Annotated in this window: 19 protein-coding genes; 8 read left to right on the forward strand and 11 right to left on the reverse strand. The window is 68.0% G+C overall.

The window, feature by feature from the left end; translation table 11 throughout:
* Positions 1-66: 66 nt before the first annotated feature.
* Positions 67-276 (forward strand): ribosome modulation factor, encoded by a 210-nt coding sequence (gene rmf / locus F3I62_RS00300; protein ID WP_160487704.1) that lies wholly within the window; start codon positions 67-69, stop codon positions 274-276.
* Between the two features lie 64 nt (positions 277-340).
* On the opposite strand, the gene argA is transcribed toward rmf, so the two are convergent.
* Together argA and argE are read right to left on the reverse strand one after the other, a co-directional pair.
* Complete coding sequence (gene argA / locus F3I62_RS00305; protein WP_160487705.1) at positions 341-1,639, reverse strand: amino-acid N-acetyltransferase; 1,299 nt, start codon at positions 1,637-1,639, stop codon at positions 341-343.
* 109 nt (positions 1,640-1,748) lie between these two features.
* The gene (argE, locus tag F3I62_RS00310; RefSeq protein WP_160487706.1) at positions 1,749-2,897 is read right to left on the reverse strand and encodes an acetylornithine deacetylase; all 1,149 of its coding nucleotides are present in this window, start codon (positions 2,895-2,897) and stop codon (positions 1,749-1,751) included.
* Positions 2,898-3,045: 148 nt separating this feature from the next.
* On the opposite strand from argE, the gene F3I62_RS00315 reads away from it, so the two are divergent.
* The 3 genes from F3I62_RS00315 (at position 3,046) to F3I62_RS00325 (ending at position 7,785) form a co-directional block, all read left to right on the forward strand.
* The gene (locus F3I62_RS00315) at positions 3,046-4,518 is read left to right on the forward strand and encodes an inorganic phosphate transporter (RefSeq protein WP_160487707.1); all 1,473 of its coding nucleotides are present in this window, start codon (positions 3,046-3,048) and stop codon (positions 4,516-4,518) included.
* Between the two features lie 81 nt (positions 4,519-4,599).
* The gene (locus tag F3I62_RS00320; protein WP_160487708.1) at positions 4,600-5,964 is read left to right on the forward strand and encodes an inorganic triphosphatase; all 1,365 of its coding nucleotides are present in this window, start codon (positions 4,600-4,602) and stop codon (positions 5,962-5,964) included.
* A 36-nt stretch (positions 5,965-6,000) separates the two neighbouring features.
* Positions 6,001-7,785 (forward strand): GspE/PulE family protein, encoded by a 1,785-nt coding sequence (locus tag F3I62_RS00325; protein WP_160487709.1) that lies wholly within the window; start codon positions 6,001-6,003, stop codon positions 7,783-7,785.
* Positions 7,786-7,797: 12 nt separating this feature from the next.
* Here the strand turns inward: F3I62_RS00325 and F3I62_RS00330 are convergent, their stop codons facing one another.
* Positions 7,798-8,514: a murein L,D-transpeptidase catalytic domain family protein gene (locus F3I62_RS00330; RefSeq protein WP_160487710.1), complete on the reverse strand. Its 717-nt coding sequence runs from the start codon at positions 8,512-8,514 to the stop codon at positions 7,798-7,800.
* A gap of 168 nt (positions 8,515-8,682) precedes the next feature.
* Between F3I62_RS00330 and F3I62_RS00335 the strand changes: the two genes are divergently transcribed.
* The 4 genes from F3I62_RS00335 to F3I62_RS00350 all read left to right on the forward strand — a co-directional run bounded on the left by F3I62_RS00335 (position 8,683) and on the right by F3I62_RS00350 (position 12,940).
* Positions 8,683-10,200 carry a murein L,D-transpeptidase gene (locus F3I62_RS00335; RefSeq protein ID WP_256667575.1) on the forward strand — a complete coding sequence of 506 codons (1,518 nt, stop codon included), beginning with the start codon at positions 8,683-8,685 and terminating at the stop codon, positions 10,198-10,200.
* 65 nt (positions 10,201-10,265) lie between these two features.
* A complete protein-coding gene (locus F3I62_RS00340) occupies positions 10,266-11,201 on the forward strand; it encodes an SPFH domain-containing protein (protein ID WP_160487711.1) in 936 nt (311 codons plus the stop codon).
* Positions 11,198-11,653 carry an NfeD family protein gene (locus F3I62_RS00345; RefSeq protein WP_160487712.1) on the forward strand — a complete coding sequence of 152 codons (456 nt, stop codon included), beginning with the start codon at positions 11,198-11,200 and terminating at the stop codon, positions 11,651-11,653. Before F3I62_RS00340 ends, F3I62_RS00345 begins: the two co-directional genes overlap by 4 nt.
* Positions 11,654-11,665: 12 nt before the next feature.
* Complete coding sequence (locus F3I62_RS00350) at positions 11,666-12,940, forward strand: alpha/beta fold hydrolase (protein ID WP_160487713.1); 1,275 nt, start codon at positions 11,666-11,668, stop codon at positions 12,938-12,940.
* 47 nt (positions 12,941-12,987) lie between these two features.
* Here F3I62_RS00350 and F3I62_RS00355 read toward each other — a convergent pair whose 3' ends face one another.
* From F3I62_RS00355 to F3I62_RS00390, 8 genes are all read right to left on the reverse strand, one after another.
* Positions 12,988-13,893, reverse strand: coding sequence for an amino acid ABC transporter substrate-binding protein (locus tag F3I62_RS00355; RefSeq protein WP_160487714.1), 906 nt, complete (start codon positions 13,891-13,893; stop codon positions 12,988-12,990).
* 35 nt (positions 13,894-13,928) lie between these two features.
* A complete protein-coding gene (gene potE / locus F3I62_RS00360) occupies positions 13,929-15,269 on the reverse strand; it encodes a putrescine-ornithine antiporter (RefSeq protein ID WP_160487715.1) in 1,341 nt (446 codons plus the stop codon).
* Positions 15,270-15,632: 363 nt separating this feature from the next.
* Complete coding sequence (gene gcvP / locus F3I62_RS00365) at positions 15,633-18,509, reverse strand: aminomethyl-transferring glycine dehydrogenase (protein ID WP_160487716.1); 2,877 nt, start codon at positions 18,507-18,509, stop codon at positions 15,633-15,635.
* Between the two features lie 270 nt (positions 18,510-18,779).
* The gene (gene gcvH / locus F3I62_RS00370) at positions 18,780-19,169 is read right to left on the reverse strand and encodes a glycine cleavage system protein GcvH (RefSeq protein ID WP_160487717.1); all 390 of its coding nucleotides are present in this window, start codon (positions 19,167-19,169) and stop codon (positions 18,780-18,782) included.
* 52 nt (positions 19,170-19,221) lie between these two features.
* Complete coding sequence (gene gcvT / locus F3I62_RS00375) at positions 19,222-20,304, reverse strand: glycine cleavage system aminomethyltransferase GcvT (protein WP_160487718.1); 1,083 nt, start codon at positions 20,302-20,304, stop codon at positions 19,222-19,224.
* 184 nt (positions 20,305-20,488) lie between these two features.
* Positions 20,489-22,108 carry an iron ABC transporter permease gene (locus F3I62_RS00380; RefSeq protein WP_160487719.1) on the reverse strand — a complete coding sequence of 540 codons (1,620 nt, stop codon included), beginning with the start codon at positions 22,106-22,108 and terminating at the stop codon, positions 20,489-20,491.
* Between the two features lie 192 nt (positions 22,109-22,300).
* On the reverse strand, positions 22,301-23,302 hold the full coding sequence (locus tag F3I62_RS00385) for an extracellular solute-binding protein (protein WP_160487720.1): 1,002 nt from the start codon (positions 23,300-23,302) through the stop codon (positions 22,301-22,303).
* A 115-nt stretch (positions 23,303-23,417) separates the two neighbouring features.
* On the reverse strand, positions 23,418-24,635 hold the full coding sequence (locus tag F3I62_RS00390) for a 2-octaprenyl-3-methyl-6-methoxy-1,4-benzoquinol hydroxylase (RefSeq protein ID WP_160487721.1): 1,218 nt from the start codon (positions 24,633-24,635) through the stop codon (positions 23,418-23,420).
* Positions 24,636-24,660: the final 25 nt, after the last annotated feature.

The raw sequence follows: 24,660 nt of genomic DNA on the forward strand, positions 1-24,660 counted from the left end.
TCCAGTTCCTTCCGCCCGGGGCGCCAGCCGACTAGCCTTGTGGGACATCCGCATTGGCCACGCCCGATGACGTCCCCCGAAGACCGCAACAACGCAGATCGCCACTGGAGCCTGGAAAGCCTGAACAAGGCTTATCAGCAAGGCTACATGGCCGGCCTCACCGGCCAGCCGCTGCACCAGCAACCCTACCCCGCCGAGGTCCTGGCCGCGGCCTGGGAAGCCGGCTGGGACGATGGCAACGAGCAGTTCGAACAGCACAAGCGCCGCAGCGCCTGATTCGCCCCCGCCACACAGCCAAAGGGCCGCCATTGCGGCCCTTTGGCATTGCGCCCGCCCCGGCCTACAGGGTCTTCTCGAAGATCTTCGAATTGCGCTGATAGTTGTACAGCGAGGCCCGCGCCGCCGGCAGGCGCTCGACGCTGCTGGGCTTGAAGCCGCGCTCCTGGAACCAGTGCGCGGTGCGCGTGGTGAGCACGAACAGGGTCTTCAGGCCCTGGGCGCGGGCGCGCTCCTCGATGCGCTCGAGCAGCTCGTCGCCGCGACCGCCATGGCGGTAGTCGGGATTCACCGCCAGACAGGCCAGCTCGCCGGCGTCCGCGTCGGCGATCTGGTATAGCGCGGCGCAGGCGATGATCAGGCCGTCGCGCTCGACGATGCTGAACTGCTCGATCTCGCGCTCCAGCACCTCGCGCGAGCGGCGCACCAGGATGCCCTGATCCTCCAGCGGGGTGATCAGGTCGATCAGCCCGCCGACGTCCTCGATGGTCGCCTCGCGCAGCGACTCGAACTGCTCCTGGTCGACCAGGGTGCCGCCGCCGTCGCGGGTGAACAGCTCGGTGAGCAGCGCCCCGTTGTCCATGTAGCTGACGATATGGCTGCGCTTGACCCCGCCGCGGCAGGCCTCGGCGGCAGCATCCAGCAGTTCGGCCTGGTAGCAGGCGCCGAGCCGCGCCAGGTGCTGCGGCACCTGCTGCGGGCGCAGCTCGCGGACCAGCTTGCCGCTCTCGTCGAGCAGGCCGCGCTCGGCGCTGAACAGCAGCAGCTTGTCGGCCTGCAGATCGATGGCGGCGCGGGTGGCAACGTCCTCGCAGGCCAGGTTGAAGATCTCCCCGGTGGGCGAATAACCGAGCGACGACAGCAGGACGATGCTGCGCTCGTCGAGCTGGCGGCCGATACCCTTGCGGTCGACCCGGCGCACTTCGCCGGTGTGGTGGTAGTCGACGCCATCGAGCACGCCGATCGGCCGCGCGGTGACGAAGTTGCCGCCGGTGACGCGCAGGCGCGAGCCCTGCATCGGTGAGGCAGCCATGTCCATCGACAGGCGCGCCTCGATGGCGATGCGCAGCTGGCCGACGGCGTCGATCACGCATTCCAGGGTCGGCCCGTCGGTGATGCGCAGGTCGCGGTGAAAGCGCGGGGTCAGCCCGCGGTCGGCCAGGCGCGCCTCGATCTGCGGGCGCGAGCCGTGCACCAGGACCAGGCGCACGCCGAGGCTGTGCAGCAGCACCAGGTCGTGGACGATATTGCCGAAATTCGGGTGGGCAACGCCCTCACCGGGCAGCATGACCACGAAGGTGCAGTCGCGGTGGGCATTGATATAGGGCGAAGCGTGGCGCAGCCAGTTGACGTAGTCGTGCATGAAGGAGCCTGTGAGCGGTGACGAAACGAGCGATGGTTAGCCTTCCCCGCGCGGGGGAAGAAAGAGTCGACTTAACGTCGTCGCAGCAGCATCAGGGCTCCCCTCTGGTTCAGGCAGGTTGCAGGCAGTAGTGCTGGATCAGGCCGCGCAACAGCTGCACCGTCGGCTGGATCCGTGACAGTTCGAGGAACTCGCCGGGCTGGTGGGCACAACTGATGTCGCCGGGGCCCAGCACGATGGTCTCGCAACCGAGCTGCTGAAGATAAGGCGCTTCGGTGCCGAATGCCACCGCCTCGGCCGCATGCCCGGTGAGGCGCTCGGCCAGGCGCACCAGCTCGCAGTCGGCGCTCTGCTCGAAGGGCGGCACATTGGCGAACAGCGGGGCGAAGTCGATCCTTACCTGATGCCGCTCGGCCAGCGGCTGCAGGCGCGTACGGATCGCCGCGCGCAGCTGCTCCGGGTCCATCCCCGGCAGCGGGCGCAGGTCGAACTCCAGCGAGCACTGGCCGCAGATGCGGTTGGGGTTGTCGCCGCCGTGGATGCAGCCGAGGTTGAGGGTCGGCTGCGGCACGCCGAACTGCGGGTTGCGGAATTCCCGCTGCCACTGGGCGCGCAGGGCACGCAGCTCGCCCATGGCGTCCTGCATGGCCTCCAGGGCGCTGTGGCCGAGGCTGGGGTCGGAGGAGTGGCCGCTCTGGCCGAGGATGTCGATGCGCTCCATCATCACCCCCTTGTGCAGGCGGATCGGCTTGAGGCCCGTCGGCTCGCCGATCACCGCGGCGCGCCCCAGCGGCTTGCCGGCGGCGGCCAGGGCGCGGGCACCGGACATCGAGCTTTCCTCGTCGCAGGTGGCCAGCACCAGCAGCGGCTGGCGAAACGGCTGGTCGAGCAGGCCGCGCACCGCCTCGATCACCAGCGGGAAGAAGCCCTTCATGTCGCACACGCCGAGGCCGATCCAGCGGTCACCCTGCTCGGTCAGCTGCAACGGATCGCTGTGCCATAACGCCGCATCGAAGGGCACCGTGTCGCTGTGCCCGGCCAGCACCAGGCCACCGGGGCCGCTGCCGTAGCTGGCCAGCAGGTTGGCCTTGCCGGGCGCCACCGCCTGGATCTCGCAGGTGAACCCGAGATCGCCGAGCCAGGCCGCCAGCAGCTCGATCACCGCGCGGTTGGACTGGTCCCAGCGCGGCTGGGTGCAGCTCACCGATGGCGCGGCAATCAGCGCCGCGAACTGGTCTTTGAGGCTTGGCAGGGGCATCGGCTATCTCCTTCAGCGTGGCTTCATCATATAGCAGTCTGCCCCGGCGGCTAGCCGGCCGGGTGTTGGTCGTCCGAATCCGCTGAGCAGACCAAGCGACCTTCTGGCATAATCCGCGCCCCAAATCTCGAACAGTCACAAAACTGCCATGTTTGATCTCTTCAGCGGACTCGATGCCTGGGTTGTCATCAGCCTGGCTCTTGCCTTGATCTTCGTGTTGTCCTTCGAATTCATCAACGGTTTCCATGACACCGCCAACGCGGTGGCCACGGTGATCTACACCAAGGCGATGCCGCCCCATGTCGCGGTGGTCTTCTCCGGGATCTTCAACTTCCTCGGGGTGCTGCTCGGCGGCGTCGGCGTGGCCTATGCCATCGTCCACCTGCTGCCGGTGGAGCTGCTGATCAACGTCAACACCGCCTATGGCCTGGTCATGGTGTTCTCCCTGCTGGGGGCCGCCATCGCCTGGAACCTCGGCACCTGGTATTTCGGCATTCCGGCATCCAGCTCGCACACCCTGATCGGCTCGATCCTCGGGGTCGGCCTGGCCAATGCCCTGATCGCCGACATCTCCCTGGCGGAGGGGGTCAACTGGCAGAAAGCCATCGACATCGGCCTGTCCCTGCTGCTCTCGCCGCTGGCCGGTTTCACCGTGGCCGCGCTGATCCTGCTGGTGCTCAAGCGCATGTGGGGCGGCTCGAAGATGCACGAGTCCCCCGAGACCCGCATGGAGGTCAAGGGCAAGAAGAAACCGCCGTTCTGGAACCGCGTGGTGCTGATCGCCTCGGCCATGGGCGTGAGCTTCGTGCATGGCTCCAACGACGGGCAGAAGGGTATCGGCCTGATCATGCTGGTGCTGATCGGTATCGTCCCGGCCAAGTTCGTCCTCGACCTCAACAGCACCACCTACCAGATCGAGCGCACCCGCGACGCGGCCGTGCACCTGAGCCAGTTCTACGAGCGCAACCATGACACGCTGAGCGAGTACCTGGCCCTGGGCAAGAACGGCCGCAGCGAGCTGCCGAAGAAATTCCGCTGCGACGTGCAGCTCACCGAGCCGACCATCAGCGCCCTGCTGACCGCCCTCGAGGGCGTCACCGACTACCGGCAGATGCCGATCGAGCAGCGCACCCAGGTCCGCCGCTACCTGCTGTGCCTGGACGACACGGCGAAGAAGGTGAGCAAGCTGAAAGAGCTGCCCAAGCGCGAGAAGGCCGACCTCGACAAGCTGCGCAAGGACCTCACCGCCACCACCGAATACGCCCCGCTGTGGGTGATCTTCGCCGTGGCCCTGGCCCTCGGCATCGGCACCATGGTCGGCTGGAAGCGCGTGGTACTCACCGTCGGCGAGAAGATCGGCCGCACCGGCATGACCTACGCCCAGGGCATGAGTGCGCAGATCACCGCCTCCATCGCCATCGGCCTGGCCAACATCTACAGCCTGCCGGTCTCCACCACCCACGTGCTGTCGTCTGGCGTGGCCGGCACCATGGTCGCCAACAAGAGCGGCCTGCAACTGGGCACCGTGCGCAACATCCTGCTGGCCTGGCTGTTCACCCTGCCGGCCACCATCGCCCTGTCCGCCGGTTTGTTCTGGCTGGGCGTGAAGCTGTTCGTCTAAGCTCGACGTCTGTCCGCTTGCACAAGGCCGCCTCAGGGCGGCCTTGTCGCTCCCGGCGCCATCATTTCGCGAGAGTCCATCATGCAGAAAGAAACCGAAATCAAGCTGCGCGCCAGTCGCGAAACCCTGGCCGCCCTGCGTGACCACCCGCTGCTGAAGAAGCGCAACAAGAGCGGCTGGGAGACCCGTGAACTGTTCAACCAGTATTTCGATACCCCCACCCGCGACCTGGCCGAGGCCAGGGTCGCCCTGCGCCTGCGCCGCGACGGCGAGCAGTTCATCCAGACCCTGAAGACCCGAGGGCAGAGCGTGGCCGGGCTGTCCGAGCGCAACGAGTGGGACTGGTACCTGAGCAAGGCCAAGCTGGACACCAAGAAACTCGACGACCAGTGCTGGCCGGCCAGCCTGGCCGAGCTGGACAAGAAGCAGCTGAAACCGATCTTCACCACCGACTTCGTCCGGCAGAAAGCCGAGATCGCCTGGGGCCGCGGCAAGGCCAAGGTGGTCATCGAGGCGGCGTTGGACCTGGGCAAGGTGATCGCCGGCGAAGGCGAAGAGGAAATCTGCGAGCTGGAGCTGGAGCTGCGCGAAGGCGATCCGGCCGCCCTGCTGGAGCTGGCCGCCGAGCTGGCCGCCGACCTGCCGCTGATGCCCTGCGATATCAGCAAGGCCGAGCGCGGCTACCGCCTGTTCGACTCGGCCAGCTACAGCCTGAGCCTGCCGGCGCCGGAGCTGAACGCCGAACAGAGCCTGGACGACGCCTTCTGCGCCCTGGCCTGGTACCTGCTGGGCAGCAGCCAGCGCCTGGCCGAGCAGTACCGCTTCAACGGCCACTGGAAGCTGCTGGCGCAATGGCTGGAGAAACTGGTGGAGCTGCGCGCGCTGCTCGGCAGCCTCGGCCAGGCCGCCCCGCGCGCCTCCAGCAGCGCCCTGCGCGAAGCCCTGGATGGCCTGCTCGATGACTGGCGCCCGCGCCTGCTGGCCGGCCAGAGCGACGACAGCCTGCGCAAGAACGCCCCGGCGCTGTTCGCCGCCGAACTGCAGGGCAACCGCTGGGGCCTGTTCTCGCTGAACCTGTCGCGCTGGCTGCTGGCGCGCAGCTGGACGGTCGAGCGCAACAACCGCGGCAATCGCCAGGGCGCCGCGGTGCTGGGCAACTGGCTGCCGCATCTGCTGGCCGAGGAAGGTGCGGCGCTGCAGCTCAAGCGCTACCAGCAGCAGCCGGAAGACCTCGCCGAGCAGCTGCCGCGCATCGAACGCATCCAGGCCTGGCTGCACCTGGCCCGGCAGATTCTCGAGGTGGCGGAAGTCGACCGCCTGTACGGCGAGCTGAGCAAACTGCACGAGCTGGCCCTGCAGCCACTGGCTGCCGAGGTGTTGGCCGCGCGGGTGGCGCAGGCTCATACTGTGGCCACGCTCAAACCCTGGAAGCTGCTGGTGCAATAAGCTGGCAAGCTGGCAGATCACCACAAAGGGAACCGCATGTCCGCTTTAGCCCCGTCGACCCAGGATCGCTGGCTGGACCTCAACGACATCCTGCGCGAGCTGATGGCCCAGGGCCGCGTGTCGCAGGAACAGGCCGAGCAGTGCCTGATGCTGCGCCGCGGGGCGGAAAACGCCAAGCTGCACCCCCTGGAGTTCCTCGCCGCCCAGCAGCTCGACGACCTGCAACGACCCGGCAAGAAGCACGACCTGGAAGGGCTGACCATCTGGCTGGCGCAGCTGGCCGGCCAGCCCTACATGCGCATCGACCCGCTGAAGATCAACGTCGCCGCGGTCACCCCGCTGATGTCCTATGCCTTCGCCCAGCGCCACAAGATCCTCGCCGTGGCGGTGGACAGCGAAGCGGTGACCATCGCCAGCGCCCAGCCCTTCGTGCATGGCTGGGAAGCCAACCTGGTGCATGTGCTGAAGCGGCCGATCAAGCGCGTGGTGGTCAACCCCGCCGACCTGCAGCGCTTCACCACCGAGTTCTACCGCCTGGCCCGCTCGGTCAGCGGCGCCACCGCGGTCGACCAGAAGATCAGCGGCATCGGCAACTTCGAACAGCTGCTCAGCCTCGGCGCCAGCGACCAGGAGCCGGACGCCAACGACGCGCATATCGTCAATATCGTCGACTGGCTGTTCCAGTACGCCTACCAGCAGCGCGCCAGCGACATCCATATCGAGCCGCGCCGCGAAGCCGGCACCGTGCGCTTTCGCATCGACGGCGTGCTGCACAACGTCTACCAGTTCCCGCCCCAGGTGACCATGGCCATCGTCAGCCGCCTGAAGAGCCTCGGGCGGATGAACGTGGCGGAGAAGCGCAAGCCCCAGGACGGCCGGATCAAGACCAAGACCCCGGACGGCGGCGAAGTGGAACTGCGCCTGTCGACCCTGCCCACCGCCTTCGGCGAGAAGATGGTGATGCGCATCTTCGACCCCGAGGTGCTGCTCAAGAGCCCGGACCAGCTGGGCTTCTCCCCGGACGACCTGCGTCGCTGGGAGAGCATGACCAGCCAGCCCAACGGCATCATCCTGGTCACCGGGCCCACCGGCTCGGGCAAGACCACCACGCTGTACACCACCCTCAAGCAGCTGGCCACCGAGGAGGTGAACGTCTGCACCATCGAGGACCCGATCGAGATGATCGAGGGCGCCTTCAACCAGATGCAGGTGCAGCACAACATCGACCTGACCTTCGCCAGCGGCGTGCGCGCGCTGATGCGCCAGGACCCGGACATCATCATGGTCGGCGAGATCCGCGACCTGGAGACCGCCGAGATGGCGATCCAGGCGGCGCTCACCGGCCACCTGGTGCTCTCCACCCTGCACACCAACGACGCCCCCAGCGCCATCAGCCGCCTGCTCGAACTGGGCGTGCCGCACTACCTGCTCAAGGCCACCATCCTCGGCGTCATGGCCCAGCGCCTGGTGCGCACCCTGTGCCCGCACTGCAAGGAGCCGGTGCAGCTCAGCGAAGCCGACTGGCAAAGCCTGACCACGCCATGGAGCGCACCGCTGCCTACCGGCGCGCACCGCGCGGTGGGCTGTGCGGAATGCCGCGAGACCGGCTATCGCGGCCGCGCCGGGGTGTACGAGATCATGCTGCTCAACGATGCGATCAAGCCGCTGATCAGCGCCGACACCGACCTTGTGGCCCTGCGCCGGCACGCCTTCAAGGACGGCATGCGCAGCCTGCGCCTGTCCGGCGCGCAGAAGGTCGCCGCCGGCCAGACCACCATCGAGGAAGTGCTGCGGGTCACCCCGCAGAGCGAACAGAAGTAGCGCGCCCTACGCTCAGCTTTCTGGCAGACCCTTGCGGGCCAGGATGCTGGCCACCCGTTGCGGCTTGCAGTCCAGGTAGGCGGAATTGCGCAGCCAGCGCCGATCGGAGTGCCAGGCAAAGAGGAATTGCCCGCCCTTGAGCTTGTCGACCACCATGCGCGCCACCTGCGGGCGCACCGCCGGGCAACCCAGGCTGCGGCCGATGCGCCCCTGGCTGCGGGCCAGGCGCGGGTCGACGTAGCTGGCACCGTGGATGACGATGGCCCGCTCGCGGGCCTGATCGTTCAGCCCCGGTTCCAGACCATCCATGCGCAGCGAGTAGCCGTGCTTGCCACGGTAACTCTCGGCCGTGCGGAACAGGCCGAGGCTGCTCTGGAAACTGCCCTCTCGGTTGGAAAAGCTCTGCGCGAAATTCTCTCCGGAGCGGCGGCCATGGGCCACATAGTCACTCAGCAGCAGGCGCTTGCGCTGCAGATCGAAGATCCACAGGCGGCGCGCCGTGGACGGCTGCGAATAGTCGATCACCGCCAGCCGGCTGGCCGCTGCGGCGCCGTGGTTGACCGCGCACTGCATGGCCGCCACGGCATGCCGCAGGGCCTGCTGGTCGAGGCCAGGCGCCACCTTGGCGAGGTCCTCGACCAGCTTGTCATTCGCCGTGGGAGCCGCCAGCAGCGGTGCACAAAGCAGCCAGAGCCCCGCCAGGCCCAGCCGGCCAATTCGTCCGAACATGCGCGCAATACCTCAAAAACTTCTGCGCCCGTCGAGCCCTGTAACATGGAGTCGAGGCCAATCCACTTATACTGATCGGCAGCCCCCGCCATTTGCGCCGGGGCACCCTGAACCATGGATTGGAGCAGTATGTTGTTCAAAAAGTGTGCATCTTACTCGAGCATGCTCATGCTCACCCTGCCACTGGTCGCCAACGCCATGGAAGCTCCCGACGCCCAGCTGGCCGACCTGCGCCCGCTGCTGGTCCAACCCGCCAGCCCCTGCACGGCCATACTGGCAAGCCTAGACGATGCCACGACGACTCTGCTGGGCAACTTCTATGCGCAACGCGACGGCCGACCGGCCTGGCGCACTGCGGCGCAGCGCCAGCAGCTGCAAGAACAGCTCGCCCAGCTGGCGGACGACGGCCTGAACCCCGCCGATTACCCGCTGCCGCCGGCCATGGATGCCTGCGGCGACCTGCAGGCCAGCAGCAGCTACCTGCGCGCCCTGCTCGACCTGCGCCGCGGCCGTCTGGACCAACAGCAGCTGGAACCGCTGTGGCGCGACCCGCAACAGCCGCGCCCGGATCCGCAGCTGGCGACCCTGTCCATCGCCCTGCTGCAACTGGATGAGCCGGCCGCCGCATTCGCCGCCGCCCGCCCCGCGCTGCCGCAGTACCAGCGCCTGCGTGCGGTCTATGCGAATGAACGCTTGCAGCCTGTGCCCAACTGGCCGGCGCTGCCGCCAGGCCCGTTGCTGCAGCCGGGCAAGCAGGATGCGCGGGTGCCGCTGCTACGCGCCCGCCTCAGCCTGCCGGCGCCCGAAGCCGCCCTGGGCGAACTCTACGACCCGCTCACCGTCAGCGCCCTGGCAAGCTTCCAGGCCCGCCACGGCCTGCAGGCCGACGGCATCCTCGGCCCGGCCAGCCTGAACGAGCTGAACCTCGACGCCCTGACCCGCCGCGCGCAGCTGCGCATCAACCTGGAGCGCCTGCGCTGGCTGGCCGACGACCTCGGCCAGGTCCGGGTGGCGATCAACGTCGCCGCCGCCGAACTGCTGGTGCTGCGCCAGGGCGAGGAACTCTGGCGCACCCGCACCCAGGTCGGTCGCATCGAGCGGCAGACCCCGCTGCTGGCCTCGCAGATCAACCGGCTGACCCTCAACCCGACCTGGACCGTGCCGCCGACCATCCTGCGTGAAGACAAGCTGCCGGCCATCCGTGCCGACCTCGGCTACCTGGCCGAGCACGAGATGAGCGTGTACGACCACGACGGCAATCCGCTCGACCCCGCCCAGATCGACTGGGACAACCCCGGCGCCATCCTCCTGCGCCAGGCCGCCGGGGCACGCAACCCGCTGGGGCAGATGGCCCTGCGCTTTCGCAACCCGTTCTCGGTCTACCTGCACGACACCCCCAGCCAGGCCCTGTTCGACAAGGCGCCACGCCTGTTCAGCTCCGGCTGTGTGCGGATCGAGGCGGTCGACAACCTGCTGGCCTGGCTGCTGCCGCAAGCGGAGCTGGCCAGCGTGAAAACCCGCATCGCCAGTGGCAAGACCCAGCAGTACCGCCTGCAGCAACCGGCGCCGCTGCTGATCGCCTACTGGACGGTGGAAGTGACCGCCGACGGGCAAGTACGCTACGCCCCCGACACTTACCAGCGTGACGCCCGGCTGATCCGGGCCCTGCTCGCCGCCGGCAGCTGAACGCGGCGCTGGCGCGCCGACTGTGCTTAGATGCGTTAAACCCATGTACATGACAGGAGAAAAATATGGAAATTGGTGGCGTACTGCTGCTCTTCGTCGGCCTCGCCGTGGCCGTGGTGTTCATGGGCTTCAAGGTCGTGCCGCAGGGCTTCGAGTGGACGGTGGAGCGCTTTGGGCGCTACACCAACACGCTCAAGCCGGGCCTCAACATCATCGTGCCGGTGATGGACCGCATCGGCCGCAAGCTCAACGTCATGGAAAGCGTGCTGGATATCCCGCCGCAGGAAGTGATCACCGCCGACAACGCCACCGTGCAGATCGACGCCATCTGCTTCTTCCAGATCATCAACTCGGCGCAGGCGGCCTATGAGGTCAACAACCTCGAACACGCCATCCGCAACCTGGTGATGACCAACATCCGTACCGTGCTCGGCTCCATGGAGCTGGACGCCATGCTCGGCCAGCGCGATGCGATCAACGAGCGCCTGCTCAAGACCGTGGACGAAGCCACCGCGCCCTGGGGCATCAAGATCACCCGCATCGAGATCAAGGACATCAGCCCGCCCGCCGACCTGATGGCGGCCATGTCCGGGCAGATGAAGGCCGAACGCATCAAGCGCGCGCAGATCCTCGAGGCCGAGGGCCTGCGCGCCGCCGCCATCCTCACCGCCGAAGGGCAGAAGCAGGGCGACATCCTCAAGGCCGAAGGCCAGCGCCAGGCCGCCTTCCTCGAGGCCGAGGCGCGCGAGCGCGCGGCCCAGGCCGAAGCCGAGGCCACCCGCATGGTGTCCGAGGCGATCGCCAGCGGCAACGTGCAGGCGGTCAACTACTTCGTCGCGCAGAAGTACATCGAGGCCCTGGGCAACCTGGCCTCGGCCTCCAACAGCAAGGTGATCCTCATGCCGCTGGAGGCCAGCCAGGTGATCGGCGCGGTCGGCGGCATCGGCGAGATCGTCAAGGCCACCTTCGGTGGAAACTCCTCGGGTGACCCGCGCGCATGATGGACTTCCTGCACCACCTGACCTTCTGGGACTGGCTGGCCTTCGGCACCCTGCTGCTGATCCTCGAGATCTTCGGGGCCGGCGGCTACCTGCTGTGGATCGGCATCGCCGCGGCCTGCGTCGGGGTACTCAGCTACCTGTTCCCGGAGCTGCCCTGGGCCTGGCAGTTCTTCCTGTTCGCCATACTCTCGGTGCTCACCGCGGTGTTCTGGTGGCAGCGCCAGCGCAGCGCCGGCAAGCCCTCCGCGCAGCCGGGCCTGAACCGGCGCGGCAGCGAACTGATCGGCCGCAGCTTCGTCCTGCACGAGGCCATAATCGGCGGCCGCGGCAAGATCAAGGCCGGCGACAGCCTGTGGCTGGTCAGCGGACCGGACCTGCCTGCCGGCACGCCGATCCGCGTGGTCGGCCAGGATGGCGTGCTGCTGCGCGTCGAGGCCGACTCGAGCAACTAGCAGGGAACCAGGATGGCCAGACTGCACATGGCGCTGCTGGCACTGCCCCTGCTCTGCAGCGGCTGCCAGCTGCTGGAGATGGACCGCCAGGTGAAGCAGGTCCAGCAGGAACTGCTGCTGGTCGCCGGCCAGCTGGATGCGGCCAGCCCGTCGACCGCCCTGGTCGCCCTGCTCGATGGGCAGGGCAAGGCGCTCAGCTACCGCATCGTCGCCCCGGGCAACGACTTCTACTTCACCGTGCCCCACGGGACCTACCAGTTGCTGGCCTTCGCCGATGACAACGGCAACTTCCGCCTGGATCCAGACGAAACCCGACACTGGCTGGCGCCGGCTCGCAGCGTGGCGCTCAGCCTGCAGCCCGATGACGCCACCCGCGCCACCCTGCTGCGCAGCAACCGCCTGCTACTGGGCGGCACGGCAGCGGCCGCCGACGCGCCGGACGTCGATCTGAGCCTGGACAAGCTGTACGAGAACCGGCCGCGTCTGCGCAGCAACTACCTGCAACAGGTCGCCCTCGACGACCCGCGTTTCGACCCGCAGCGGATCAGCCAGGGCGCCTGGGAGCCGCTCGACTATCTGCGTGAGGTCGGCTACGGCCTGTACCTGCTGGAGCCCTGGAGCGACGACAAGGAGCCGGTGTTCCTGGTGCACGGCATCAACGATTCGCCGCGCACCTGGCAGGCGTTGCTCGACGGCCTGGATCGGCAGCGCTTTCAAGCGGTGCTGTTCCACTACCCCGGCAGCCTGCCGCTGGGTAACAGCGCCTACCTGCTCAGCGAGGCCATTCAGGATGTGCAGCTGCGCCACGGCGTGCGCCGCTTCCATATCGTCGCCCACAGCATGGGCGGCCTGGTCGCCCGGCGCGCCGTGCAGCTGCTCGAGGCCAATGCCGGCAGCCAGAACCTGTGCCTGTTCCTCACCCTGGCCACGCCCTGGGACGGCCATCCGGCGGCGGCCACAGGCCTCAAGCAGGCGCCGGTCGTGGTGCCGACCTGGCGCGATCTGGCGCCGGGCAGCCCCTACCTGCAGGCGCTGTTCGCCGGCCCGCTGCCCGCGCATGTGCGCCAGTGGCTGCTGGTCAGCTACGGCGGCAACAGCCGCCTGCTGGCGCAGCCCAACGATGGCGTCGTGCCGCTGGCCAGCCAGCTGCGCGGCCCCGCCCAGGACGAGGCCGAGCACCTCTACCTGCTCGAAGAGAGCCACACCAGCATCCTCCACAGCGAGCGCAGCAAGGCGCTGCTCGCGCGGGCCATGGACAGCCTGCCCGCCAGCGGCTGCGCCCCCTGAAACGCCGACGGCGCCCTGCGGCGCCGTCGTGCGGACCACCCCGGCGGTCACGGCAAGGCGTAGACCTTGAACAGCTTCTGGGTGGTCTCATCGGGCGCGCCGAGATAGCGGGCGTAGACCTGCGCCAGTTCGTCGGAACGGTACAGCTCGCTGAGCGCGGTATCCACCAGCAGGCGGAAGTCCTCGTCGCCGCGCTCCAGCGCCATGGCCACCGGGGCATAGTCGAAGATGCGCTCCAGCACCCTCAAGCGCTCGCGGTACTGGCTCTTCAGCCGATAGTGCTGCAGCACCGTGCGCGCGGCAAAGAAGGCGTCGGCCTTGCCCTCGGCCACCAGGCGCACCCCGGCGTCGAAGTCATCGACCGTCACCAGGCTGGCAACCACGCCCAGCAGGCGCTGGCGCTGACGAATCCAGTCTTCGGTCACGCCGCCGGCGATGGTCACGTAGGTATGCCGGGCCAGGCCCTGGTTGAGCGTCGCGCGCCAGGTCGGCCCGCTGTGCGCCGCCTCGCCGTTGAGCACCTTGACCAGGCTCGCCGGCGCATCCTCGCGCACCATCACCGCCAGGCCGGCGGTGTAGACCGGCACCGAAAAGCTCACCGTCTTGCGTGCCACCAGCGACTCCGGGCTCGGCGAGCAGAGGATATCGACCCGGCCCGAGCTGACCGCGGCGAATTTATCCGCCTCGCCGAGCGGCTGGTAGCGCACCTGCAGATCGGGCAGCGCGAGGCTGGTCTTGAGCCTGTCGACGACCTTCAGGCACAGGTCGATGGCATAGCCGCTGATCTGGTCGCCCTCCTGGCTGCTGAACGGCGCGGCATCCGGCAGGAAGCCGAGGGTGATGCTGTTGCTGCTGCGCACCCGCTCCAGGGTGCTGGCAGCGGCCAGCAGCGGCAGCGCGGCCAGCACGCAGGCCAGCAAGCGGATGATCGACTTGAGTGGTGGTTGCTTCATGTCCTGTTCCCCGAATACTGGTGTCTGTTGCATGCCTAAGGCTTCCTGGGCGCGACCGGGCTGGCCAGCGGCAGCTCGACGAAGCGCTTGGTGATGAAGCCGTAGAGCAGGTAGCCGATGACCAGGACGATCGCCGCGCCGAACACCGCATCCTTGCCCGAGGCGTACAGGGCGTAGTAGCAATAGAACATCGCCACCAGCAGCACCACCACGTTGCGGGCAAAGATCGCCGTGCCGACCTGGGCCTTGTACATGATCACCAGCAGCCCGGAGAGCGCCGTGACATAGGGGATCAGGTTGGTCACCGCGGCCAGGTTGACCAACTTGCCGAACTGCTCGCTGGCGTTCGGCGAGATGGTCGACAGGGCCAGCAGGGTCTGCAGCACGGCGCAGGCGATCATGCCGATGATCGGCGCCTCCAGCTTGCTGACGCGGGCGAACAGCTTGGGGAACATGCCCTCCTCGGCGGTGACCTTGGCGGTCTGGCCGAGGGTGAACTGCCAGCCCAGCAACGAGCCGATGCAGGCCATCACCGCCAGGATCATGATGATGTTGCCGATCAGCGGGTTGAACATCTGCGCATAGACGTAGGCGAACGGCGCGCTGGAGCTGGCCAGCTCGGCGTTGGGGACGATGCCCTGGATCACCGTGGTCGACAGGATGTACACCACCGCCGCGCCGAGGGTGCCGAGCAGACAGGCCAGCGGCACGTTGCGCTTGGGGTTGTCCACCGCCGCGGAGTTCTGCGCCGCCGACTCCATGCCGAGGAAGGCCCACAGGGTCAGCGGAATGCTCTGGGCGATGGCATCGCTGGTGGCCAGGTTGTTCGGGTTCCAGGCGGCGGCGAACACGCCGCCATCGAACCAGAACCAGCCGATCACGCTGAGCCCCGCCACCGGGATGATCACCCCCCAGACGGTGATCGAACCGATCTTGCCGGTGATGCTCGGGCCGCCGAAGTTGGCGACCGTGGTCAGCCAGATTAGCCCGACCGTGCCGATGAACAGCGGAATGGCACCGCTGCCCAGCCAGGGGAAGAACGGCGTCAGGTAGCCCACCGCGGAGATGCCGATGGCCACGTTGCCGATGGCCAGCGACAGGAAGTAGAGGAACGAGCAGAGGAAGAACGCCGACTTGCCGTGCGCCTCCTCGCTGTACGCCGACATGCCGCCGGAGCGCGGGCAGTAGATGCCGCACTGGGCGAAGCAGTAGGCGATGGCCATGGAGCCGATGGCGGTGATGATCCATGACAGCAGCGACACCGCCCCCAGCTGCGCCATGCTCGACGGCAGCATGATGATGCCGGAGCCCATCATGTTCACCGCCACCAGGGTGGTGAGCCCCATCAGGCTCATTTTCTTGCTTGGTTCAGCCATCGAAGACTCCCTGATCGATTTGCCACACGCAGCGGGCTCCGGCACCTCGGGAGCCGGCAGCAGGCAACGCGCAGATGAATAAGCAGATATGCAGCGGCCCAACTCCGGCGATGCCGGTCGCCCCCGCCGCATCCGCCCTGCCCGCCACTCTGGAGCACTATGACTGCAGGAAGATTAACTGCCCTGCCCCAGATCAAGAGCGTAGCAAAGCCCTGAGCGAACTCCGGTTCTTCTCCGCCCTTGGCCCATCCGCAGCCGTGGCAGGCAATTCGCGGAGCGGCGGTTCGCCGCGGCCACGCCTGGGGGAAAACGCGAGCATGAAAAAGCCGCCCGCAGGCGGCTTTTCCTCAGGCCAGGCCAGACTTAGCCGCGGTAGTCGTCCATCGGCACGCAGGCGCAGAACAGGTTGCGGTCGCCGAACACGTTGTCGACGCGGTTCACCGCCGGCCAGTACTTGTGCGCGCGGGTGTGCGCGGACGGGGTCACCGCCTCCTCGATGCTGTACGGCCGCTCCCACACGCCGGTGACGTCGGCCAGAGTGTGCGGGGCGTTCTTCAGCGGGTTGTTCTCGGCCGGCCAGTCGCCGTTGGCCACCTTGGCGATCTCGGCGCGGATGCTGAGCATGGCGCCGATGAAGCGATCCAGCTCTTCCTTGGACTCGCTCTCGGTCGGCTCGATCATCAGCGTGCCCGGCACCGGGAAGCTCATGGTCGGCGCGTGGAAGCCGTAGTCCATCAGGCGCTTGGCCACGTCTTCCTCGCTGATCCCGGTTTCCGCCTTGAGCGGGCGCAGATCGAGGATGCACTCGTGGGCGACGCGGTCGTTGCGCCCGCTGTACAGCACCGGGAAGGCGCCGGTCAGCTGGCTGGCCAGGTAGTTGGCGTTAAGGATCGCCACTTCGGTGGCGTCGGCCAGTTGCGGGCCCATCATGGCGATGTACATCCAGCTGATCGGCAGGATGCTCGCGCTGCCCCAGGGCGCGGCGCTGACCGCGGTGTTCTGCGGGTTGGGCCCCTGCAGCTCGACCACCGGGTGGTTGGCGACGAACGGCGCCAGGTGCGCGCGCACGCCGATCGGGCCCATGCCCGGGCCTCCACCGCCGTGGGGGATGCAGAAGGTCTTGTGCAGGTTCATGTGCGACACGTCGGCGCCGATATCGGCCGGCCGCGCCAGGCCGACCTGGGCGTTGAGGTTGGCGCCGTCCATGTACACCTGGCCGCCGGCGGCATGCACCACGTCGCAGATGTCGCGGATGCCTTCCTCGTACACGCCGTGGGTCGAGGGGTAGGTGATCATCAGGCAAGACAGCTTGTCGCCTGCCTCGGCCACCTTGAGCTTGAGGTCGTCCATATCGACGTTGCCGGCGGCGTCGCAGTCCACCACCACCACGCGCATGCTCAGCATCTGCGCCGAGGCCGGGTTGGTGCCGTGGGCCGAGGCCGGGATCAGGCAGATGTCGCGGTGGCCATCGCCACGGCTCTGGTGGTACTTGCGGATCGCCAGCAGGCCGGCGTATTCGCCCTGGGCGCCGGAGTTGGGCTGGGTGCAGATGGCGTCGAAGCCGGTGATGGCGCGCAGCCACTCTTCCAGCTCGTCGATCATCAGCTTGTAGCCCTGGGCCTGCTCGGCCGGCACGAAGGGGTGCAGGCTGGCGAATTCCGGCCAGGTGATCGGGATCATCTCGCTGGTGGCGTTGAGCTTCATGGTGCAGGAGCCCAACGGGATCATCGACTGGTTGAGCGCCAGGTCCTTGTTCTCCAGGCGCTTGAGGTAGCGCAGCATGGCGGTTTCGCTGTGGTGCGTGTTGAACACCGGGTGGCTCAGGTAGGCCGAGGTGCGCAGCAGCTCGGCCGGGATGCCTTGCGGCAGCTCGCCGGCGTCCAGCGCCTCGACCGACAGGCCGTGGTCGGCGCCGAGGAAGATGGCGAACAGCTGCTCGACGGTCTGCGCGCTGCAGGTCTCGTCCAGGCTGACGCCCAGCTTGCCGCGGCCGAGGATGCGCAGGTTGATCCGCGCCGCCCTGGCCGACTCGAGGATGGCGGTCTGCATGCCGCCGACTTCCAGGGTCAGGGTGTCGAAGAAGTGCTGGTTGTCGCGCTGCACGCCCTTCTGCTGCAGGCCGGCGGCGAGGATGGCGGTCAGCCGGTGCACGCGCTGGGCGATCTGCTTGAGCCCCTGCGGGCCGTGGTAGACGGCGTAGCAGCTGGCGATGTTGGCCAGCAGCACCTGCGAGGTGCAGATGTTGGAGTTGGCCTTCTCGCGGCGGATATGCTGCTCGCGGGTCTGCAGGGCCATGCGCAGCGCGGTGTTGCCGCGGGCGTCCTTGGACACGCCGATGATCCGCCCGGGCATGGCGCGCTTGTAGGCGTCGCTGGTGGCGAAGAACGCCGCGTGCGGGCCGCCATAGCCCATCGGCACGCCGAAGCGCTGGGCCGAACCGAACACCACGTCGGCGCCCAGCTCGCCCGGCGGGGTCAGCAGCAGCAGCGACAGCAGGTCGGCGGAGACGCAGGCCAGGGCCTGCTGGGCATGCAGCTGGGCGATGATCGGGCGCAGGTCGCGGATCTCGCCGTGGGTGTCCGGGTACTGCAGCAGGGCGCCGAACACCTGGTGCTGGCTCAGCTCGTCGAGGCTGCCGACCCGCACTTCCAGGCCGAAGCCTTCGGCGCGGGTCTGCACCACGGAGATGGTCTGCGGGTGGCAGTTCTGGTCGACGAAGAACAGGTTGCTCTTCGACTTGGCCACGCGCTTGGCCAGGGCCATGGCTTCGCCGGCGGCGGTGGCCTCATCCAGCAGCGAGGCGCTGGCCAGGTCGAGGCCGGTGAGGTCGATGGTCAGCTGCTGAAAGTTCAGCAGCGCCTCCAGGCGACCCTGGGCGATTTCCGGCTGGTAGGGCGTATAGGCAGTGTACCAGCCCGGGTTCTCCAGCACGTTGCGCAGGATCACGGTCGGGGTCAGGGTGCCGTGGTAGCCCATGCCGATCAGGCTGGTCCACTGCTGGTTCTGCTGGGCATAACCCTTGAGCTTGGCCAGGGCGGCCTGCTCGTCCAGTGCCGCCGGCAGGGCCAGCGGGCCATTCAGGCGGATGGCCGGTGGCACCGTCTGCACGATCAGTTCGTCGCGGTCGGCCACGCCGAGGGCGGACAGCATGGCCTGCTGCTCGCCGGCATCGGGGCCGAGGTGACGACGGAGGAAGGCATCGGGCTGGTGCAACTGGGCGAGACGGGGCGTCTGGGACATGGCGTGGCTCTCGGGAAATGACAGAGCCTCGACGAATCGAGGCTCGACAACGAATTTGACCTGTGGCGGTGATCGTAGAAGCGGACCAGGATCTCGCGAGCTAGAGCCAGACTAGGCGGAAGTGGCCGAGGGAGCGGAATTTACGTGCTGTAAATGAGCACGACTCGTTTCACTCGCCCTTCGGGCCGCGCTAAAGCGCGTTAGCGGCAAGCCGCTTTCCGAAGCCTTCCAACGTCGTCTGGCCGACGCGCAGCAGATCGTGGCCGCTTCTCAGGCGTCGGCGTCGCAGGCGGCTTTATAGCCGGCAGCATCCAGCAGGCTGTCGAGGTCGGCGGCATTGCTCGGCTTCAGCTTGAAGAACCAGGCGGCGTAGGGTTCGCCGTTGACCTGCTCGGGGCTGTCGCTGAGGGCTTCGTTGACCGCGATGACTTCACCGGCGATTGGCGCATAGATGTCGGAAGCGGCTTTCACCGACTCCACCACCCCGGCTTCCTGACCGGCGGCCAGCTGCTTGCCGACTTCCGGCAGTTCGACGTAGACCACGTCGCCCAGGGCTTCCTGAGCGTGGTCGGAAATGCCCACGGTGACGGTGCCATCCGCTTCGAGGCGGGCCCACTCGTGGCTGGCGGCGTAACGCAGATCGGCGGGGATAGTGCTCATCAGGATGTCCTCAGGATCAGGTGGCGGGTAGCCCGCCCGGAAAAGTTAGCAGTTAGATGACGGCTTTGCCGTTACGCACGAAATTCGCTTTGACCACGCGCACCGGGTACCACTTGCCGCGGATCTCCACTTCGGCGCGCTCGCCGGTGGCTGCCGGCACGCGGGCCAGGGCGATGGACTTGCCGAGGGTCGGCGAGAAGCTGCCGCTGGTGATCTCGCCCTCGCCGACGCCCTCGATGCGCACCACCTGGTGGGCGCGCAGCACGCCGCGCTCCTCCAGCACCAGGCCGACCAGCTTGGCCTGGTCGCCGGCGGCGCGCTGGCTTTCCAGGGCGCTGCGGCCGACGAAGTTGCGCTCGACCGGCTCCCAGGCGATGGTCCAGGCCATGTTGGCGGCCAGCGGCGAGACGTCGTCGGTCATGTCCTGGCCGTACAGGTTCATGCCGGCTTCCAGGCGCAGGGTGTCGCGCGCGCCGAGGCCGATCGGGGCGATGCCGGCGCCGACCAGTTCGCTGAGGAAGGCGGCGGCCTGCTCGGCCGGCAGCATGATTTCCAGGCCGTCTTCACCGGTGTAGCCGGTGCGGGCGATGAACCAGTCGCCTTCCGGCAGGCCCTGGAACACCTTGAGTTCGTTGATCAGCGCGGCGCGCGCGGGGCTGACCAGCTCGGCGGTCTTGGCGCGGGCGTTGGGGCCCTGGACGGCGAGCATGGCCAGCTCGGCACGCTCGTTCAGGGTGACGTCGAAGCCGGCGGTGTGCGCCTGCATCCAGGCCAGGTCCTTGTCGCGGGTGGCGGCGTTGACCACCACGCGGTAGCCCCAGTCGGTGAGGTAGACGATCAGGTCGTCGACCACGCCGCCGCGCTCGTTGAGCATGCCGCTGTAGAGGGCCTTGCCCGGCGTCTTCAGGCGCGCCACGTCGTTGGCCAGCAGGTATTGCAGCCAGGCCTGGGCCTGGGGCCCGGTGACATCGACCACGGTCATGTGGGAAACGTCGAACACACCGCAGTCGCGACGCACCTGATGGTGCTCCTCGACCTGCGAGCCGTAGTGCAGCGGCATGTCCCAGCCACCGAAATCGACCATCTTGGCGCCGAGCGCCAGATGCTGTTCGTACAGAGGGGTACGCTGTCCCATGGGTAACTCCTTGCGCTAGACGCCCGCCCGCGCCGGCCGGGGCCTGCAGCGGATGCGGGGTTCATGGTCGGGCTGCGTCAGCAGGCGCGCATTGTAGCCCCGCAAAGGCGTCTGGTCATCTCGCAAAGTGACCGAGCAGTCACCACCCGACAAGCCGGAGACGGGCAAGGCCCAGCGGCCGCGGCTAGTGCCCCGGCTGGTGCGCCGAGCGGCGGATCAGGCCGATCACCGGCAGCAGGCCGACCAGCACCAGGCTCAGTGCCGGCAGTGCGGCGCGCGCCCACTCGCCCTCGCTGGTCATCTCGAACACCCGCACCGACAGGGTGTCCCAGCCGAAGGGGCGCATCAGCAGGGTGGCCGGCATCTCCTTGAGCACATCGACGAACACCAGCAGGCCGGCGCTCAACGCGCCGGGCACCAGCAGCGGCAGATAGACCCGCAAGAACAGGCGCGGCCCGCCCACGCCGAGGCTGCGCGAAGCCTCCGGCAGCGACGGGCGGATGCGCGCCAGGCTGTGCTCCAGCGGGCCATGGGCCACCGCCATGAAGCGCACCAGGTAGGCCAGCAGCAGCGCGCCCAGGCTACCCAGCAGCAGCGGCTTGCCGGCGCCACCCAGCCAGGCGGACAGGGGGATGACCAGCTGATTGTCCAGGTAACTGAATGCCAGCATGATCGCCACCGCCAGCACCGAGCCCGGCAGGGCATAGCCGAGGTTGGCCAGGCCCACCGCCGAGCGCATCAGCCGGGTCGGCGCCTGGCGCCGGGCGAAGGCCAGCAGCAGAGCCACCCCGACCGTGACCAGGGCCGCCAGCCCGCCCAGGTAGAGGGTGTGCAGGATCAGCCCGACATAGCGCTCGTCGAGGTCGAAACGCCCGCGCTGCCAGAACCAGACCAGCAACTGCAGCAGTGGCACGACGAAGGCACAGACGAACACCAGGCCGCACCAGGCGCTGGCCAGCGCCGCCTTCCAGCCGCGCAGGTGGTACAGCGGCTTGCCCCGCGGCCGCTCGCTGGCCGGGCGGCTGGCACCACGGGCGCGGCGCTCGCCATACAGCACCAGCATCACCGCCAGCAGCAGCAGGCTGGCCAGCTGGGTGGCGCTGGACAGGCTGTAGAAGCTGTACCAGGTCTTGTAGATGGCGGTGGTGAAGGTGTCGAAGTTGAACACCGAGACCGCGCCGAAGTCGGCCAGGGTCTCCATGATCGCCAGGGCCAGGCCGGCGCCGATGGCCGGGCGCGCCATCGGCAGGGCCACCCGCCAGAACGCCTGCCAGGGCGACTGGCCAAGCACCCGCGCCGCCTCCATCAGGCCCTTGCCCTGGGCCAGGAAAGCGCCGCGGGCGAGCAGGTAGACGTAGGGGTAGAACACCAGCACCAGGACGATGATCACCCCGCCGCTGGAGCGCACCCGCGGCAAGCGCAGGCCGCTGCCGAACCAGTCGCGGGCCAGGCTCTGCAACGGCCCGGCGAAATCCAGCAGGCCGACGAAGACGAAGGCCAGGACATAGGCGGGAATGGCGAACGGCAGCATCAGCGCCCAGTCCAGCCAGCGCCGCCCGGGGAACTCGCAGAGGCTGGTCAGCCAGGCCAGGCTGACGCCCAGCAGGACCACGCCAAAGCCGACGCCGACCACCAGCAGCAGGGTGTTGCCGAGCAGGCGCGGCAGCTGGGTGGCCCACAGGTGCGCCCAGATCTCGCCATCCACCTCATGCCAGGACAGCAGCAGGACCGACAGCGGCAGCAGCACCAGGCTGGCGATGGCGAAGGCGATGGGATACCAGCGGCGCTGGGCGGGATGGGCCACGCGAGTTCCTCGACGAGAAAAACAGAACGCCCCGGACTGGCCGGGGCGTCGAGTATAACGGGGTCAGCGCGCGATTGAGCGAGCTAGAGCCAGACAAGGCGGAAAGGGCCGAGGGCGCGGAGTTTACAGTCAGTAAATGAGCAGCCCGAGGCCGTTTCCAACGCAGTATGGCCGACGCGCAGCCAATCGCGATCAGTTCCAGCCGGCGCGGTCCATCAGCTTGGTCGCTTCGGCCTGGCGCTTGCCGGCCACTTCCATCGGCACGCTGTCGGCCTTGAAGCTGCCCCAGGCAGCCACTTCGGCGGACGGCTTGACCGTCGGGTTGGCCGGGTACTCCTGGTTGACGTCGGCGAACAGGCTCTGCGCTTCGGCGCTGGTCATCCACTCCAGCAGCTTTTGCGCCTCGGCGGCATGCGGCGCGTGCAGGGTCACGCCGGCACCGGACAGGTTGACGTGCACGCCACGGTCGGCCTGGTTCGGCCAGAACGGCTTCACTTTCAGCGACGGCTGCTGCTTGTGCAGGCGGCCGTAGTAGTAGGTGTTGGCCATGCCCACGTCGCACTGGCCGGCGTCGATGGCCTGCAGCAGAGCGGTGTCGTCGGCGAATACGTCGGTGGCCAGGTTGTTGATCCAGCCCTTGACGATCGCTTCGGCCTTGGCCGCGCCATGGGTCTCGATCAGGGTAGCGGTCAGCGACTGATTGTAGACCTTCTTGCTGGTGCGCAGGCACAGGCGGCCTTCCCAGTTGCTGTCGGCCAGGGCTTCGTAGGTCGACAGTTCTTCCGGCTTGACCCGCTCGGTGGAGTAGAAGATGGTCCGCGCGCGCAGCGACAGGCCGGTCCAGGCGCCGGTGCTGGAGCGGTACTGGGACGGGATGTTGGCCTCGATCACGGCCGACTTGAGCGGCTTGAGCACGCCCTCCTGCTCGGCCTGCCAGAGGTTGCCGGCGTCCACGGTGATCAGCAGGTCGGCCGGGGTGTTCGCCCCTTCGGCCTTGAGGCGGGCCAGCAGCGGCGCTTCCTTGTCGGTGATGAACTTCACCGGCACGCCGGTCTTGGCGGTGTAGGCGTCGAACACCGGCTTGATCAGCTCGTCGATGCGCGCGGAGTAGACCACCACCTCATCGGCGGCCTGGGCGCCGGCTGCCAGCGTGGAAAGAACCAGGGAAGCGAGTAGACTGGTACGAGCCTGCATGGGTGCTGCCTCATGTCGAGAAATAGGAGTCGAATAGTAGTGAATACTATTTAGCTTCTCAACTAGAGCCGCAGGTTGGCTGTTAACGGATATTACCGCGGGCCTGGCGGACGGCTCAGCTGCGCGCCAGCGGCGGCAGGTCGCCGGACAGGCCGAGGGCCTGGCGGACGAACAGGGCCTTGGCATCCGGCAGCTCGTCGACCCAGTTCAGGCCGCTGTTGCGCAGCCAGCGCAGCGGCAGCGGGTCGGCCTGGAACAAGCGCTCGAAGCCCTCCATCGCCGCCATCATCGCCAGGTTGTGCGGCATGCGCCGGCGCTCGTAGCGGCTGAGCACGCGCACGTCGTTGGGCTGCTCGCCGCGCTCAAGGGCATGCAGCAGCACGTCGGCGAGCACCGCGACATCGAGGAAGCCCAGGTTGACCCCCTGCCCGGCCAGCGGGTGGATGCTGTGGGCGGCGTCGCCGACCAGCGCCAGGCCGCTTTCCACGTAGCGCTTGGCATGCCGCTGGCGCAGCGGGATGCACAGGCGCGGATCGACCTGGGTGATTTCGCCCAGGCGCCACTCGAAGGCCTTGCCCAGTTCGTGGCGGAAGGCCGCATCGTCCAGCGCCATCAGCCGTTCGGCTTCGGCCGGCACGGTCGACCAGACGATCGAACACCAGTGCTGGTCGGCGCCACGGCGCAGCGGCAGGAAGGCCAGCGGGCCGTCGTCGGTGAAGCGCTGCCAGGCGGTGGCCTGGTGCGGGCGGGCGCAGCGCACGCTGGTGACGATGGCGTGGTGCAGGTAGTCCCACTCGCGGGTGGCGCAACCGGCCAGGCGGCGCACCGCCGAGTTGGCGCCGTCGGCGGCCACCAGCAGCGCCGAACGCAGCTCGCGGCCATCGGCCAGCTTGAGCAGCCAGCCGTCGCCGGAGCGGCGCAGCTGTTCGACGCGGGCGTTGCCGAGCAAGCCCAGATTGCTGTCGTGCAGGCGTTCGAGCAGGGCGTCCTGGATCACCCGGTTCTCGACGATGTGGCCGAGGGTCTCGGCATGCACGCTGGCCGCGGAAAAATGCACGCTGCCGGTGCCGGAGCCGTCCCACACCTGCATCTCGCCGTAGGGCGAGACGCGCCGCGCGGCGATCCCCGGCCACACGCCGAGGCGTTCGAGGATGCGCTGGCTGGCGGCGGACAGGGCACTGACCCGCGGCTCGAAGGCGGCGTCGGCGGCGAAGGGTTTGATGCTCAGCGGGCTGCCGTCGACGATCAGGATATCCAGGCCGCTGTGCTCCAGGGCCAGGGCCAGGGTGCTGCCGACCATGCCGGCGCCCACGATGATCAGATCCGCTTGCATCTTCCTTCCTTCTAGAAGCTGTTGC

The organism is Pseudomonas sp. R-28-1W-6, assembly GCF_009799925.1.
Taxonomy (GTDB): domain Bacteria; phylum Pseudomonadota; class Gammaproteobacteria; order Pseudomonadales; family Pseudomonadaceae; genus Aquipseudomonas.

Coding starts and splice junctions, on each gene's coding strand:
- gcvH (WP_160487717.1), bottom strand. CDS start 19,169: ATGAGCACTATCCCCGCCGATCTGCGTTACGCCGCCAGCCACGAGTGG.
- argE (WP_160487706.1), bottom strand. CDS start 2,897: ATGCCCCTGCCAAGCCTCAAAGACCAGTTCGCGGCGCTGATTGCCGCG.
- F3I62_RS00350 (WP_160487713.1), top strand. CDS start 11,666: ATGGCCAGACTGCACATGGCGCTGCTGGCACTGCCCCTGCTCTGCAGC.
- F3I62_RS00335 (WP_256667575.1), top strand. CDS start 8,683: ATGCTCACCCTGCCACTGGTCGCCAACGCCATGGAAGCTCCCGACGCC.
- F3I62_RS00325 (WP_160487709.1), top strand. CDS start 6,001: ATGTCCGCTTTAGCCCCGTCGACCCAGGATCGCTGGCTGGACCTCAAC.
- F3I62_RS00340 (WP_160487711.1), top strand. CDS start 10,266: ATGGAAATTGGTGGCGTACTGCTGCTCTTCGTCGGCCTCGCCGTGGCC.
- F3I62_RS00355 (WP_160487714.1), bottom strand. CDS start 13,893: ATGAAGCAACCACCACTCAAGTCGATCATCCGCTTGCTGGCCTGCGTG.
- potE (WP_160487715.1), bottom strand. CDS start 15,269: ATGGCTGAACCAAGCAAGAAAATGAGCCTGATGGGGCTCACCACCCTG.
- gcvT (WP_160487718.1), bottom strand. CDS start 20,304: ATGGGACAGCGTACCCCTCTGTACGAACAGCATCTGGCGCTCGGCGCC.
- F3I62_RS00320 (WP_160487708.1), top strand. CDS start 4,600: ATGCAGAAAGAAACCGAAATCAAGCTGCGCGCCAGTCGCGAAACCCTG.
- F3I62_RS00315 (WP_160487707.1), top strand. CDS start 3,046: ATGTTTGATCTCTTCAGCGGACTCGATGCCTGGGTTGTCATCAGCCTG.
- F3I62_RS00330 (WP_160487710.1), bottom strand. CDS start 8,514: ATGTTCGGACGAATTGGCCGGCTGGGCCTGGCGGGGCTCTGGCTGCTT.
- gcvP (WP_160487716.1), bottom strand. CDS start 18,509: ATGTCCCAGACGCCCCGTCTCGCCCAGTTGCACCAGCCCGATGCCTTC.
- argA (WP_160487705.1), bottom strand. CDS start 1,639: ATGCACGACTACGTCAACTGGCTGCGCCACGCTTCGCCCTATATCAAT.
- F3I62_RS00385 (WP_160487720.1), bottom strand. CDS start 23,302: ATGCAGGCTCGTACCAGTCTACTCGCTTCCCTGGTTCTTTCCACGCTG.
- F3I62_RS00345 (WP_160487712.1), top strand. CDS start 11,198: ATGATGGACTTCCTGCACCACCTGACCTTCTGGGACTGGCTGGCCTTC.
- rmf (WP_160487704.1), top strand. CDS start 67: ATGACGTCCCCCGAAGACCGCAACAACGCAGATCGCCACTGGAGCCTG.
- F3I62_RS00390 (WP_160487721.1), bottom strand. CDS start 24,635: ATGCAAGCGGATCTGATCATCGTGGGCGCCGGCATGGTCGGCAGCACC.